Here is a 13,763-nt window from a genome sequence, read left to right on the forward strand (position 1 = left end):
CACCGGCGTGGCCGACGAACTGTGCCGGCGGGACCGGTCCACCGAACTCGTCGGCCTTGCACCCCACTTCGCCACCCACCTCGCCACCCACTTCCCCCTCCTGACCGCGCTCCAGCAGGCCGACGCCCCGGAGTCCGCGACCGGCGACCCCACCCCGGACCGCACCCGGGAGGCCTTCCGCACCGGCCTCGATCTCCTGGTCGACGGCATCACGGCGGTCTCCACCGCCCGCCCGGGCCGTGAGCACGACGCGGCCGGGCCCGGACTGCCGACGGCGGCCCGGGCCCGGCCCGCGGGGACGTGACGCCCGACGCGCCCCCGGCCCGGTCACCCGGGCCGGGGGCGCGCGGGACGGCGCCGGTCGGGGTCAGTTGTTGCCCCCGCCGTTGTTGCCCCCGCCTCCGCCGCCGTTGACCGGCGGCAGGGGAAGCAGGTTGAGAAGGCCGCCCAGAATGTTGGGGCTGTAGACGTTCGTATTGCCGCAGATGTTCGCCACGCCCGCGTCCCCGCCGACTGCGCAGCCGGCGACGGGCTTCCGGTCGTGGCCGCCATACCCGTGGTGGGCTCCCGAGCCTGCGACGGCCGCGCTCGCACCCGCGAGCACCAGGCCGCCGGCAGCGGCGACGACGACGATCTTCTTGATCATATTTACCCCTCGTCCGATGAGATCCTCGCCCGATCGTGCGCGGCAGAGCGCGCCGTCGCCCTCAGGCGGGGCCGTCGGCTCGGATGCCCACGAACGAATTTCACTCCCCTCGCCCAACGGGGAACCGGAGAGTCCGCGTCAGTCGTTGCGCCCCGCACGGTCGAGGAGGGCCACCACCCCGCCGAGGACCGCGCCCAGGACGATCATCACCGGGTAGCCCACCGTCTCGTACCCGGCCGGGATCAGGTAGCGCAGGGAGCCGAAGACGTGCAAGCCCCACAGGTGGTCCGAGACGAGACCGCTGATGCCTCCGACCACGAGGACGAAGCTCACGAATCCGAGCAGGTTCTTCATTCCCCGGACGCTAGAGCGCCAGGTCGTCACCCGAATCCGACTTTCGGAGCGGGCGGCCGCCACCAAAGTCGCGCCCGCGGAAGGCCGGCGCGGAGAGCAGCGGCACGGCGAGGAGGGCCGGGGCCGCGGCGAGGGCGAAGCAGAGGGACAGCGGCAGATGTCCGACCAGCAGGCCGACGGTCGCGGCACCGCCGGCCGAACCGGCGTTGAGCGCGGTGTTCACCCAGGCCCCGGCCCGGGTCCGGGCGTCGGGTGCGACCGCTTCGTCCGCCACCAGGTAGGCGGTGGTGACGGCGGGTGAGACGAAGAGTCCGGCGAGCGCGACACCGGCGCCGAGCAGGAGGAGGTTCGGCGCGAGCCCCGCGACGGCCAGCGACAGTCCCAGCCCGGCGGTCAACAGCGGCAACCGGGCCGCGTTGGGCATCGGCCGGTCGATCGCACCGAGGGCGAGACCTCCGACGGCACTGCTCGCCGAGAGGGCGGCCAGCACCCAGCCGACCGCCCCCGGACGGCCCTGCTGCTCGGCGGAGGCGACCACCATCAGGTCGAGGGCGCCGAGCCCGAGACCGGTCACGGCTGCCGCGAGCACCGCGCGGCGCAGCTCTCCCCCGCCTCCGGGCCGCCCGCCCCGAGCCCCACCGGCGGCCACCTGCCCGGAGGCCGGCGGTACGGCGGGAGCGGTCCGGGCGGGGACGGGCGGGACCACCGCAGGTACGTCGGCCGAGGGTGCACGGGCAGCGGCCGGAGCCGCGACCAGCAGCAGCGTCCCGGCGAGGACCAGGGCCGCGCCCACCGCCACGGCACCGGCCGGGCCGACGACCGGGAGCAGCACGCCGACCAGCAACGGCCCGGTGACGAAGAGCAGTTCCTCGGCCACCCCGTCCAGGCTGTAGGCGCGGCGGAGCAGTGCCGGATCGGGCAGCAGCCGGCGCCAGAGCGTCCGCATGACCGGTCCGAGCGGCGGCGTGCAGGCCCCGGCGGCGACCACCAGGATCCCGACGGCCGGCGGCTCGACCCCCGGCCTCGCGGTGGCGCCGGCCACGGCCAGGAGCAGTGCGGCGTACAGGCCGGCCATCGGCGGCAGGGCGCGCCGGGGTCCGTACCGATCGACCAGGGCGGCCCTGGCCGGCGAGAGGAGCACGCTGGCCAGCGCGAACAGGGCCATGGCCACGCCGGCCGCCGAGTACGAACCGGTGGCGTCGCGGACGGCGAGCAGCAGCGCCAGCGGGACCGTCCCGTAGGAGAGGCGGCCGAGCAGGGCGGCGGCGAAGGTGCGGCGGGCGTGCGGTGCACCGAGCACGGCGCGGTAGGAGGGACGGCGGGAGGCGCCGTCGGACGGGGTGCGCGCGGGCGCGGGCGAAGGCGTGGACACGGGATCGTTCCTCGGGAGAACCGGGCGGGGCGTGACGGCCCTCGGCCCGGGTGCGTACGGGGACACCGGAGCGCCGCGCCGGTCGAACGGGCGCGGTCGTGGCGGGTCGGTCACGCACGAGGAGCGAACATGGTTCCGAACCGTACCAGCACCACCCGGGCTTGCGTCCCGCGCACCCCGGCGGGCCCACGGGTGGGCGCCCCGGCCGCACCGCCACGGGTCCACGGACGGCACCGGACGGCGCCCGGCGGCTCCGGGGACGGGCCCGGACGGAGCAGCGGGCAGGGCGGGGCGGCGGGCGCCCGGGTACGTTCGCGGTGTGCAGCAGAGGTCACTCCACGTCAGCAGACGTGCCCGCGCCGGTAGGCCGGCGGCGGGCGCCGTCGCCGCGCTCGTCCTCGCCGCCGGGTCGTCAGCCGGCTCGGCCGCCGCCTTCGCGGCGTCCTCGACGGCGAAGCCCACGACGACGCCCACGGCAGCGGCGCGCACCGCCGCGGCCCGTACGACGGCAGCTGCCACGGCGACACCCACACGGGCGTCCGCCCGGCCCGCCGCTCCGACGGCGCCCACCACGCCGGCGTCCACCGCCGCCACCGCGCCCACCGCCACCGCGCCCACCGCCACCGCCACCGCCACCGCCACCGCCCGAGCGTCCGGAGCCGCGTCCGGGACCGTCCTCCCCGGCGCCGGTGCCGCGCAGGACGCCGCCGCCGTGGTCGGCGGCGAGCGGCTCGGCCGCCCCGCCGTCCAGGTGGCCCTCCGCGCCGGTGCGCCCGACCTCCCCGCCGCGCTGACCGGGCGATCGTGGCTGATCGCCGACGCGGCCACCGGCGAGGTGCTCGCGGCCCGCAACGCGCACCTGCCGCTGCCGCCCGCCAGCACGCTCAAGATGCTCTTCGCCAACACCGTGCTACCCCGGTTCGACCGCGCCCTGGAGCACCGGGTGACGCCGGCCGAGCTGGCGGAGCTGGGTGCGGGCAGCAGCCTGGTCGGGATCAAGGAGAACCTGCCGTACCGGGTCGAGGACCTCTGGCGGGGGGTCTTCCTCGCCTCCGGCAACGACGCCGTCCACGTGCTCGCCCACATGAACGGCGGGATCGCGAGGACCGTCGCACAGATGCAGGGCCGGGCCGACGCCCTCCAGGCCCGCGACACCCGGGTCGTCTCGCCGGACGGCTACGACCAGGACGGCCAGGTCTCCTCGGCGTACGACCTCACGCTCTTCGCGCGGGCCGGGCTGCGCAACCCGGACTTCCGCGCGTACTGCTCGACCCGCACCGCCCGCTTCCCGGGCGGGGTCGACAAGGCGACCGGCCTGCGCTCCTCGTTCGACATCGCCAACACCGACCGACTGCTCGGCAGGTACCCGGGCCTGATCGGGGTGAAGAACGGCTACACCACCAACGCCGGGGCCACCTTCACCGGCGCCGCAGAACGCGGCGGGCGCACCCTGCTCGTGACGGTCATGCACCCGGAGCAGCAGACCAAGGTGTACGACGAGGCGGCGGCGCTGCTGGACTGGGGGTTCGCGGCGGCGGGCAAGGTCGAGCCGGTCGGGCACCTGGTCGAGGAGGCGGGAGCCTCCGCCCCGGCGGCGGCCTCGGAGGCCGCCGAGGCGCCGGCCTCGGGTGTACTGCCGCACGCGATCCGGCAGGCCGACCACGTACTGGGGCCGGCCGGCTGGACGGCGGTCACCCTGTGCGGGGCGCTGGCGCTCTGGGCGGCGGCCCGGGTCCGGACCCGACGGCGTCTGCACCCGAGGACCGCCGCGAGCACCGCCCTGCCGGGCCCGGTTCCTGGCTCTGCGCCGACCCCCGCTCCGACGGTGTTCTCCCAGTACCCCGCATACGCCCGGTGGAGCGCGTTCCCCTTCCCGGTCGCACCGCCCACCGGGCCCGACGCCCCCGCCGCTCCGCACCCGCCCGCCCTCCCGGCGTTCCCTCCGGGCACCCCCGCCCGGCCCGACGCCGCTCCCCGGTTCCGTCCCGCCGCCGTGCCGGGGCGCGCGGCCTGTGCGGGTGCCACGGCCGTGGGTGCCAGGGCCACGGGCGCGACGGCGGTCGGCGGACGTGGACGCCGCCGGCTCGCCCGCCGGGCCCGGGGGCTGGCCGTGTCGGCCCGGACCCGGCTCACCACGGGCCGGACCGGGCGGCGGGTCTGACCCCGGGCACCGAGGCACCGGCCGGGGCGGGGCTCCTCCTCGCGACACCCCGGACCGGCGGGGCACCGCGTGCGCGGTGCCGCCTCCGGCGCGCGAGAGCCCCCTGGTCGGCGCCCTAGAATTCCCGCCATGAGCGCCCCCACCCCGCCCTCCGGCCCGAACGACCCTCAGGACCCTCAGGACCCTCAGGACCCTCAGGACCCTCAGGACCCTCAGGACCCGGCCGAGCGTCAGAAGCAGCGGCTCGAACGCCTGGTCCACCTCGCCTCCGGCAGCTATCTGCTGGTCACCACGTACAAGAAGGACGGCACCACCGTGCCGACCCCCGTCTGGGTGGTGCGGGACGGGGAGGCACTCGGCGTCTGGACCGTCGCGGACTCCTGGAAGGTCAAGCGGATCCGGAACCGCGCCGACGTCCTGGTCGGCCCCTGCGACCTGCGGGGCAACCCGACCGGCGAGTCGTACCCGGCCACCGCCGAGATCCTCGGCCCCGGGCGCACCGCCGCCTACCGGACGCTGCTGCGGCAGAAGTACGGCCTGCTCGGCGTGGTCACCGTCCTCGGCAGTCAGTTGCGGCGCGGCAACCGCGGCACCGTCGGCATCCGGCTCACGCTCGCCGACTGACACCCACGGGAGCGGCGCCCGCCCCCGCCACCGGTGACCCGGTCACCGGGTCACCGGGTCACCGCCAGGCAGTACGCCGGATCGGTGTCCAGCAGCCTGCGGTGGGTGCCCTCGGCCGTGACGACCCCGCCGTCCAGAACGAGGACCCGGTCCGCGGCGTCCAGCAGCGCCGGACTGCTGGTGATCACGACGGTGGTACGGCCCCGCCGCAGCGTCGCGATGTTGCGTGCGACGAGCTGCTCGGTGACGGCGTCCACGGCGGTCGTCGGGTCACGCAGGACGAGCACCTCGGTGTCGGCGGCCAGGGCCCGGGCCAGGGACAGCCGCTGGCGCTGCCCCCCGGAGAGGTTCGAGCCGCGGTCACGGACCTCGTAGTCGAGCCCCTGCCGGTGCAGGGCCACCACGTCGGTCAGCATGGACGCCTCGACCGCCTCGGGCACCGTCCGGCTCGTCCCCGACGGGTCGATGTTCGAGCGGAGCGTGCCGGCGAAGATCTCCGCGTCATAGGGGTTGACCAGGATCCGCTCACGGACCGACTCGACCGACAGCTCCGCGAGCTCCCGGCCGCCGACCCGCACCACTCCCTCGTAGGAGTCCGGCGGGACGGCCACGGCGAAGACGGACGCGAGGTCGGCCGCCACCCGCGGCTGGTAGGCCGCGATCGCCGTGAACTCGCCGGCCGGGACGTGGAACTTCACGCCCTGCAGGGAGCCGTACCGGACGCAGTCGACCTCCAGGTCCCCGCCCCGGGCCGGCTGCTCCGACCCCGGGGCCGCCACCGGCGGGGCGGACAACACCAGGGCCATCCGCTCGGCCGACGCGCGCGCCGTCATCACGTACTTCGGCATGTCCGAGAACAGCCGGAGCGGCTCCATGACGAACTGCGCCAGGCCCACGGCCATGACGAGCGCCCCGATGCCGATCTGCCCGTCGAAGGCCAGCCATCCGGCCGTCAGGGTCACCGAGGCCGCGAGGGTCGCGTTCAGCGCCAGCGCGGCGCCCGCGTAGGCGCCGTTCACCCGGGCGACGGTGATCGCCTGCTCCTTCGCCTCCGTGCTGACCCTCCGGTAGGAGCGGAACGCCGCGTGGTTGCCGCCGAAACCGTGCAGCGGGCGCAGGCCCGTGATCAGGTCGGCGACCTTCGCACCCGCGCGTGCCACCCGCGCCTGCTGTTCCTTGGTGCTGCTGCCGATCCGCCGGGACATCACGCTGAGGACCGAGAGGATGGCGACGGTCCCGACCATGACCAGCAGGCCGAGCCGCAGGCTCGCCGTGCCCAGGGCCACCGCCGCGACCAGCACCGCGACCATGGAGCTGATCAGCATCGGCACCACCTCGACGATGTCGGCGGTCTGGTCGGCGTCCTCGGTGGCGATGGTGAGCACCTCGCCGGACTTGAGGCCGGTGTCCGGGGCCACCGGCTGGAGGCCGCAGGCCGCGACCCGCACCCTCCAGCGGTGGGCCTCGGTCGTGTTGGCCTTCTGCAGGACGCGCATGCCGAAGCGCCACGACAGGGACACCGTCGTCGTGATCACGGCCAGGGCCGCGACCGACAGGGCGAGTGATCCGGGGCTGCGTTCGCGCATCGTGTGCTCGACGATCAGACCGAGCGCGATGGGGAAGGCGGTCTCGCCGGCCTGGTAGAGGCTCATGAGGAGGGTGCCCCGGGCCATGGCACCGGCGTTGCGGCGGATCGCGGTCCGGAGTATGTCGGACCCCGGGCGGCGGGATCGCTGGACGTCAGGAGTTGTCATCGATGTGGGGGCAATCGCTTCCGGGGTTCGCAGGGTGAACAGATCACGGATCGTGATCAGGGGGCCGAACTCCCGGCGCAGGAGTCCGACCGGACGTACGGCCGGCGTGGAGTGTCTCCCGAGGGACGGGAGGTCGCCCACCGCGCTCGCCCCGGGGAACTCAGGCCGGACCGACCTGACGTGGGATCGCCTGGCTCTCGCCCCTCCAGGCCCGCCAGAGCTGCGCGTAGCGGCCGCCCAGGGCCACCAGCTCCCCGTGCGTGCCCTGCTCCACGACGCGTCCCGCGTCCAGCACGGCGATCCGGTCGGCCGCCATCGCCTGGGTCAGCCGGTGGGCCACGAACAGCGTGGTCCGGCCGGCGCAGGCGGCCTGAACGGCCCGCTCCAGTTCGGCGGCGCCCTCACTGCCGGCCTCCGCGGTCGACTCGTCGAGCACCACCACCGGCGCCCGTCCCAGCACCAGGCGGGCCAGGGCGACATGGGCGACCTCGGTGCCGCCCAGCCGTTCACCGCCCTCGCCCACCGCCGTGTACAGCCCGTCGGGCAGCGCCTCCACCCACTCCTCGGCGCCCACGGTGCGCAGCGCGTCCATCAGTTCGGCGTCGGTCGACTCCGGCGCGGCGAGCCGCAGGTCGTCGGCGAGCGGGCCGGAGAACACGTGCGTCTCCTGGGTCAGGACGCTCACCAGCGCCCTCGCTCCGACCTCGTCCAGGTCGGCGAGGTCGACCGGTCCGACGCGGACCGACCCGGTCTGCGGAGTCTCGATGCCCGCGACGAGGGCGGCCAGGGTCGTCTTGCCGGCGCCCGTGGCACCCACCAGGGCCAGTGAGCCACCGGCCGGGACCGTCAGGGTGACGTCCCGCAGGACCGGCTTCTCGGCGCCCGGGTACGCGAACGTCAACCCCTCCACCGTCACCGGATACGGGGTGCCGTCCTGCGGCGCGGGGGCCGAGTCGCCCACCAGCCGCTCCGCCGCGGACTCCGTCAGCACGCCGACGAGCCGGGTCAGGCTCGCGCCCGACTTCTGCGCCTCGTCGAAGGTGAACATGATGGCGCCCAGCGGCGTGAAGAGGCGGTGGAACACCAGGGGGGCCGCGGACACGTCGCCGAGGCTGGCGGATCCGGTCTCCAGGAGGACGTAGCCCACCACGAGGATCAGGACGAGGCCGATGAACTCCGCGCGGTTCTCCCTGCCGACGAACCGGCCGAAGAAGCGGAACACCTCGACGCCGTGGTCCCGCACCCGCTGCGAGTCGTCGGCGACCTTCTCCCGGAACTTCTCCTCCAGGCGGTAGGCCCTGACGGTGTCGATGCCGTTCAGACCGCTGATCAGCGCCTGCGCGCGGTCGGCCTGGGCGGCGCGCTGCTTGCGGTAGAGCGGGGCTGACCGGGGGAGGTACCAGCGCAGCGCCAGCCCGTACGCGGGCAGCGCGCAGGCTCCCGCGAGGCCGAGCCGCCAATCGAGCCCGAACATGCCGATCGTGGCGACGGCCACCAGCACGCCCGCGGAGAACACCGTGGGGACGGCCGAACGGATGCCCCTGGACAGGACGGCGACGTCGTCGCCGACCCGGGAGAGGACGTCGCCGCGGCCCACCTGCTCGACCCGGGCGATCGGCATGCCCAGCACGGCCCGGACGGCGCCCTCCCGCAGGTGCGCGAGCAGGTCGGCGCCGAGCCTCCCGATCAGGTACGTCGACGCCGCGGTGGCCGCCGCACCGAGCAGCGCGGCGGCCACCATCAGCGCGCCGATCGGGAGCAGGGACGAGCCCGGCTCGCCCCGGACCACGCCGTCGACCACGCGGCCGAGCAGGAGGACCGGGAGCATCTGGAGCGCCGCCCCGGCCACCGTGCCGACCACGGTGGCGGCCGTCAGCCACGGAGTGTCGCGGCAGTGGGCGGCGACCCATCGGGCTGCCTCACGGCCGCCCGTGGTGCGCAGGGTGGCCGGAGCGGCCGGTGTTCCCGTGGTGCTCACACCCAGGTCCTCTCTGTCGGATCCCGCCGGCCGCGCCACCCTCTGTTCCGACGTGATCCGGAGGAGCGAACCCGGGGCTTGTCCGACGATCCCTAGCCGACCGACTTGGCGAGCTCGTCGATGGCGAACGGCAGGGAGAGCAGGGTCGCCTGCGACATCGCCGCGCCGACCGCCGGTCCCTCACTGTCCAGCAGGTACGACACCTTGCCGGCCTTGGACACCTTCAGGTTGGTGAAGAGGTCGAACTTCTTCAGCGCGTCGGTGTCGACCTTGTCGTTGATGACGAAGACACGGTCGACGTCGACGAGGTCCATGCGCTCCGGGGAGAGCTGCGTGGAGAACCCGGACCCCGCGATCCTGTCGATCTCGGTCTGGCCCTTGAAGCCCATCCCGGCGAGGAGCTGACCCCGTACGTCGGTGGTGGTGAAGGGTGTGACCGAGTCCTTGTACCAGGAGAGCGCGACGGCGGTCTGGGTGGCGAACTCCGGGTGGGCCGTCTTGACCGCGGCGAGCTTGTCCTGGATGCCCTGGACCATCTGCTTACCCTCGTCGGCCTTGCCGAGCGCCTTGGCGATGTGGAGCGCGTTGTCCTGCCACGGAGCGCTGAACGGCTCCTTCTCGGCCTTCGTACGGCCGACCGTCGGGGCGATCTTGGAGAGCTTGTCGTAGGCGGCCTGGTCGATCTCGGAGTAGACCGCGACGATCAGGTCGGGCCGCAGGGCGGCGATCTTCTCGAAGTTGGGGCCGGCGTCGCCGTTGTTCAGGACCACCTCGGGACGCGCGTCGCCCCACTTGTCCTTGACCCAGGGCCACTGCGTGTTGATGTCGGGGCTCTGCCCCACCGGGTTCGGGTACTGGTCGACCATGCCGACCGGCTTAACGCCGAACGCGAGGATCGTCTGGTCGTCGGTGTAGCCGACGGACACGACACGCTTGGGCGCCTTGTCGACCTTCGTGGACCCGAAGGCGTGCTCGACGGTGACGGGGAACGCGCCGGTGGCGGCCGGGGCGTTGGCGCTGTCGTTCGCGCTCTTGTCCCCCGCGTCGGAACCACAGCCGGCGAGGAGGCCCACGCCGAGGGCCGCGACGGACACGCCCGCCGCCAGCCGCCGCCAGGCGTTCGTTCGTGTCGTTCGGTCGAGGAGCATCCGGAATCCCTTGCTGTCGTGCTGTCCGACACCCCGCATGACGGCAGGTGAGCCTTGGTTTGGGGTGATGAGGTGAGCCTAGCCTAAGTTGAAGCTCCGGCTTCCCGCCCGCCCCGTCCCCGGACATGGGTCCGGCCTATCGGCACGACGAGCGGCCGGTCACCCACCGGGTCGTCGATCACCTCGGCCCGCAGGCCGAACGCCTCGTGCAGCAGCTCCGGGGTCACCACGTCGCGCGGGTGACCCTGCGCCAGGACCGAACCCGCCTTCATCACGATCAGGTTGTCGCTGTACCGGGCGGCCAGGTTGAGGTCGTGCAGCACCATGACCACGGTGCACCCCGACTCGTGCAGGTCGTCCACCAGGTCGAGCACGTCGACCGCGTGCGCGAGGTCCAGGTAGGTGGTGGGCTCGTCGAGCAGCAGCAGATCGGTGCCCTGGGCCAGCGTCATGGAGATCCAGACCCGCTGCCGCTGACCCCCGGACAGCGCGTCGACGGGGCGGTCGGCCAGGTCGGACACCCCGGTCATGGCCAGCGCGCGCTCCACCACCGAGGCGTCGTCGGAGGACCACTGCCGCAGCCAGCTCTGGTGCGGGTGCCGGCCCCTGGCGACGAGGTCCGCCACGGTCAGGCCCTCCGGCGCGACGGGCGACTGCGGCAGCAGGCCGAGCTTCTTCGCCACGTCCCTGGTCCTGAGCCTGACGATGTCCTCACCGTCCAGCACCACCGACCCCCGGGTCGGCCTGAGCAGTCGTGACAGGGTCCGCAGCAGGGTGGACTTCCCGCACCCGTTGGGGCCGATGATCGTGGTCACCACCCCCGGCGGGATCGTGACGTCCAGGGCGTCGATGACGGTCCGGTCGCCGTACCCGACCGTGACACCCCTGGCCGCCAGCCGCGGGACGCCGTCAGACCCGGCGGCGGAACCGGTCCCGGACCTGATCCCGGATTTGGTCCCGGACCTGATCCCGGACTCGGTCCCGGGCTCGGTCCCGGTGTACTCAGCGACCATGGGGCCCCCTCTATTTAGGCTTGCCTAACCTTTCTATCACCTAGCGGCGGTTCGCCCGCACCAGGAGGTGGACGAGGAAGGGACCACCGATGGCGGCGGTGACCACGCCGACCGGCAGGGTGATCGGCAGTGCCGTCCGGGCGACCAGGTCCGAGCCGATCAGCAGCAGCGCTCCGACCGTGCCGGAGGCCACCACCGGCGGCGTCGGGCACCTCGTCAGACGCATCGCCACCTGCGGCGCCACCAGGGCGACGAACGGCACCGGCCCCGCCGCGCTCACCGCGAAGCCGGCCAGGAGCACCGCGCAGAGCAGCAGCACCGCCCGCACCAGCGCGTACCGCACCCCCAGGCCGGCCGCCACGTCGTCACCGAAGTGCAGCGGCTTGAACTGGAAGGCGACGCCGGTCACGACGGCCAGGACGGCCAGCGTGCCCCAGAGCGCCACCCACACCTCGCCCCAGGAACGGTTGTCCAGCGAGCCGACCAGCCACGCCTGGGCCCGGGCCACGTCCCTGATGTCGGCGGTGGCCAGCAGCCAGGTCGTGACCGCCTCCATCACGGCGCTCACCGAGATGCCGATGAGGATGAGCCGGAAACCGTCGACCCCCCGTCGCCACGCCAGGAAGTACACCAGCAGGCCGGTGCCGAGACCGCCCACCAGCGCCGCCCCGGAGAGGCCGACGGCGCCGGCGACCGCGACGGCCGACCCGCCCGACACCGTCACCAGGAACACCGTGACGGCGCTCGCCCCTCCGGTGATCCCCAGGATGTCCGGACTCGCCAGCGGGTTGCGGGCGATGGACTGCGTGAGCGCCCCGGACACCCCCAGCGCGAACCCCACGACGAGACCGGCCAGGGCCCGCGGCATGCGCAGGTCCATGATCACGAACTCGTCGACCCGCTCGCCGCCGCCGAAGAGCGTGGCCACCACCTGCGGCAGCCCGATGGGGAAGTCCCCCACCGCGATGGACAGGCAGAAACCCAGGAAGGTCGCCGCCGTCAGCAGCAGCGTGACCAGCACGATCCTGGGCCGCCACACGAAGGACAGGCCGCCGAACCGCACGCCCGGCACCGCCACCCGCTTCTCCAAGGTCACGTTCATGCGTTCTTGAACTTCCCTCGCCACACCAGACCCGCGAAGAACGGGGCGCCGAGGAGGGCGACGAGGACGCCGGCCTCCAGCTCGCCCGGCCGGACCACCACGCGCCCCACGATGTCGCAGACCAGCAGGACCACCGCGCCGAGCAGGCCCGCGTACGGCACCAGCCAGCGGTAGTCCGGCCCCGCCAGGTACCGGGCCACGTGCGCCACCATGAGCCCGAGAAACGTGACAGGACCGCACGCCGCCGTCGCCGCGCCCGCCATGAGCGTGATCGCGACGATGCCGACGGTCCGGATCAGCGCGATGTTCACCCCCAGGCCCCGCGCCACGTCGTCCCCCAGGTTGAGCAGGTTGACCGAGGGCAGGGTGACCAGGGCCAGCACCAGCCCGACCACGACGAAGGCGGTCACCGGCCAGATCACCCGGAACGGCACGCCGGCCACCGAGCCGGCGTTCCAGAACCGCAGGGCGTTCAGCGCCGCCTTGTCCGACAGGGCGATCGCCGTCGTCATCGCCGCGAGGAACACCGCGACCCCCTGGCCCGCCAGAGCCAGGGTCAGCGGATTGCCGGCGCCCCGCCCGATGCTCGACAGCCCGAACACGACGACACCCGCGAGCGCGGCCCCCAGGAAGGCGAACCACACGTACTGGAACGGGTCGGTGAACCCGAACAGGGAGATCGCCGCCACCACGGCGAACGAGGCACCGGTGTTCACCCCCAGCAGGCCGGTGTCCGCGATGGGGTTGCGGGTGAACCCCTGGATCAGTGCCCCGCCGACGCCCAGCGCGACACCCGCCACGATCGCGAGCACCGTCCGGGGCACCCGCACGGTCTGCACGATGAGCCTGATCTCCGTACTCCTCTGGTCGGGGTCCGGCCCCGCGAACAGCCCGTGCCACACCTCGGCGGGAGTCAACGCCCGCGCACCGACGGCGACCGAGAGCACCGCAACGGCGACGAGGACCGCTCCCACCACGCCCAGACCGAGGATTCGCCGCCGCCGGAGCCCTGCCACCTTGGAAAGTGCGGGGCGTTCCGCTGAAATCGTGCCCATGGCGAGGTAGGTTATCCCGGCACCGTCGCCGGGCCGCCCGGCGACCTCGTGCTCGCCGTCGGGCGGGCCGCCGGAGCGACGGCGTGTGCCAGGGGGCACGGACGTTCCTTTCTCTCACGTACTGCGTGCACGTCGGCCGACCCGCCGGCGGGTCGGCCGGGACGGCCGCCTGCCGGGTGTCCCGTCGAGGCCGGAGGCGCGAGGGAGTCCAGGCGCACCGACGACCGACGGCCGACGACCGACGGAACTTAGGTAACGCTCACCTTATCGAGTAGTGCTGTCGACCGAACAAGAGGGGGCGAAGCCCTCCTTCCCCGCTCAATTCCGCCCGGTGGGGGTACCGCCCGACCGGAACTGTTCTCCCCTCGTACGTCAGGCCGTTCACCACAGCGCGCGGTACGGCACGGGTGACGCTGCTAACGAGTTGGTGCGTGATAGCGAGTGGGGCCTTTGTGCTGCGGGTGGCATGATCGCGGCGTGCGGATCATGGTCAATCGGGCGGTTCTGGCGCATCGGCTGTTTACCGGTGTCTCCCGGCGGCATCTGGGCAGTCTGA

Annotated in this window: 12 protein-coding genes; 3 read left to right on the forward strand and 9 right to left on the reverse strand. The window is 73.8% G+C overall.

Going from position 1 to position 13,763, the window contains the following annotated elements; translation table 11 throughout:
• Positions 1-7 precede the first annotated feature (7 nt).
• Positions 8-304, forward strand: coding sequence for a hypothetical protein (locus PUR61_RS21620; RefSeq protein WP_329880870.1), 297 nt, complete (start codon positions 8-10; stop codon positions 302-304).
• 63 nt (positions 305-367) lie between these two features.
• Here the strand turns inward: PUR61_RS21620 and PUR61_RS21625 are convergent, their stop codons facing one another.
• The 3 genes from PUR61_RS21625 to PUR61_RS21635 form a co-directional block, all read right to left on the reverse strand.
• The gene (locus PUR61_RS21625; protein WP_329880871.1) at positions 368-646 is read right to left on the reverse strand and encodes a chaplin; all 279 of its coding nucleotides are present in this window, start codon (positions 644-646) and stop codon (positions 368-370) included.
• 138 nt (positions 647-784) lie between these two features.
• A complete protein-coding gene (locus tag PUR61_RS21630; protein WP_329880872.1) occupies positions 785-1,000 on the reverse strand; it encodes a hypothetical protein in 216 nt (71 codons plus the stop codon).
• A 10-nt stretch (positions 1,001-1,010) separates the two neighbouring features.
• Positions 1,011-2,372 carry an MFS transporter gene (locus PUR61_RS21635; protein WP_329880874.1) on the reverse strand — a complete coding sequence of 454 codons (1,362 nt, stop codon included), beginning with the start codon at positions 2,370-2,372 and terminating at the stop codon, positions 1,011-1,013.
• A gap of 319 nt (positions 2,373-2,691) precedes the next feature.
• Here PUR61_RS21635 and PUR61_RS45480 point away from each other — a divergent pair, with 319 nt between their 5' ends.
• Together PUR61_RS45480 and PUR61_RS21645 are read left to right on the forward strand one after the other, a co-directional pair.
• Entirely contained in the window at positions 2,692-4,533 is a 1,842-nt protein-coding gene (locus PUR61_RS45480; protein ID WP_443035218.1) for a D-alanyl-D-alanine carboxypeptidase family protein, read from the forward strand.
• A 252-nt stretch (positions 4,534-4,785) separates the two neighbouring features.
• Entirely contained in the window at positions 4,786-5,157 is a 372-nt protein-coding gene (locus PUR61_RS21645; protein ID WP_329880888.1) for a PPOX class F420-dependent oxidoreductase, read from the forward strand.
• Positions 5,158-5,207: 50 nt separating this feature from the next.
• Here PUR61_RS21645 and PUR61_RS21650 read toward each other — a convergent pair whose 3' ends face one another.
• From PUR61_RS21650 to PUR61_RS21675, 6 genes are all read right to left on the reverse strand, one after another.
• The gene (locus PUR61_RS21650; protein WP_329880875.1) at positions 5,208-6,911 is read right to left on the reverse strand and encodes an ABC transporter ATP-binding protein; all 1,704 of its coding nucleotides are present in this window, start codon (positions 6,909-6,911) and stop codon (positions 5,208-5,210) included.
• Positions 6,912-7,071: 160 nt separating this feature from the next.
• Positions 7,072-8,889, reverse strand: a complete 1,818-nt coding sequence (locus PUR61_RS21655; protein WP_329880877.1) for an ABC transporter ATP-binding protein — start codon at positions 8,887-8,889, stop codon at positions 7,072-7,074.
• A 92-nt stretch (positions 8,890-8,981) separates the two neighbouring features.
• The gene (locus PUR61_RS21660) at positions 8,982-10,037 is read right to left on the reverse strand and encodes an iron-siderophore ABC transporter substrate-binding protein (protein WP_329880879.1); all 1,056 of its coding nucleotides are present in this window, start codon (positions 10,035-10,037) and stop codon (positions 8,982-8,984) included.
• 83 nt (positions 10,038-10,120) lie between these two features.
• The gene (locus tag PUR61_RS21665) at positions 10,121-11,050 is read right to left on the reverse strand and encodes an ABC transporter ATP-binding protein (RefSeq protein ID WP_329880881.1); all 930 of its coding nucleotides are present in this window, start codon (positions 11,048-11,050) and stop codon (positions 10,121-10,123) included.
• A 40-nt stretch (positions 11,051-11,090) separates the two neighbouring features.
• Complete coding sequence (locus tag PUR61_RS21670; RefSeq protein WP_329880882.1) at positions 11,091-12,152, reverse strand: FecCD family ABC transporter permease; 1,062 nt, start codon at positions 12,150-12,152, stop codon at positions 11,091-11,093.
• On the reverse strand, positions 12,149-13,207 hold the full coding sequence (locus PUR61_RS21675; RefSeq protein ID WP_329880889.1) for a FecCD family ABC transporter permease: 1,059 nt from the start codon (positions 13,205-13,207) through the stop codon (positions 12,149-12,151). Before PUR61_RS21675 ends, PUR61_RS21670 begins: the two co-directional genes overlap by 4 nt.
• Positions 13,208-13,763: the final 556 nt, after the last annotated feature.

This window comes from Streptomyces sp. BE20, assembly GCF_036322525.1.
Taxonomy (GTDB): Bacteria; Actinomycetota; Actinomycetes; order Streptomycetales; family Streptomycetaceae; genus Kitasatospora.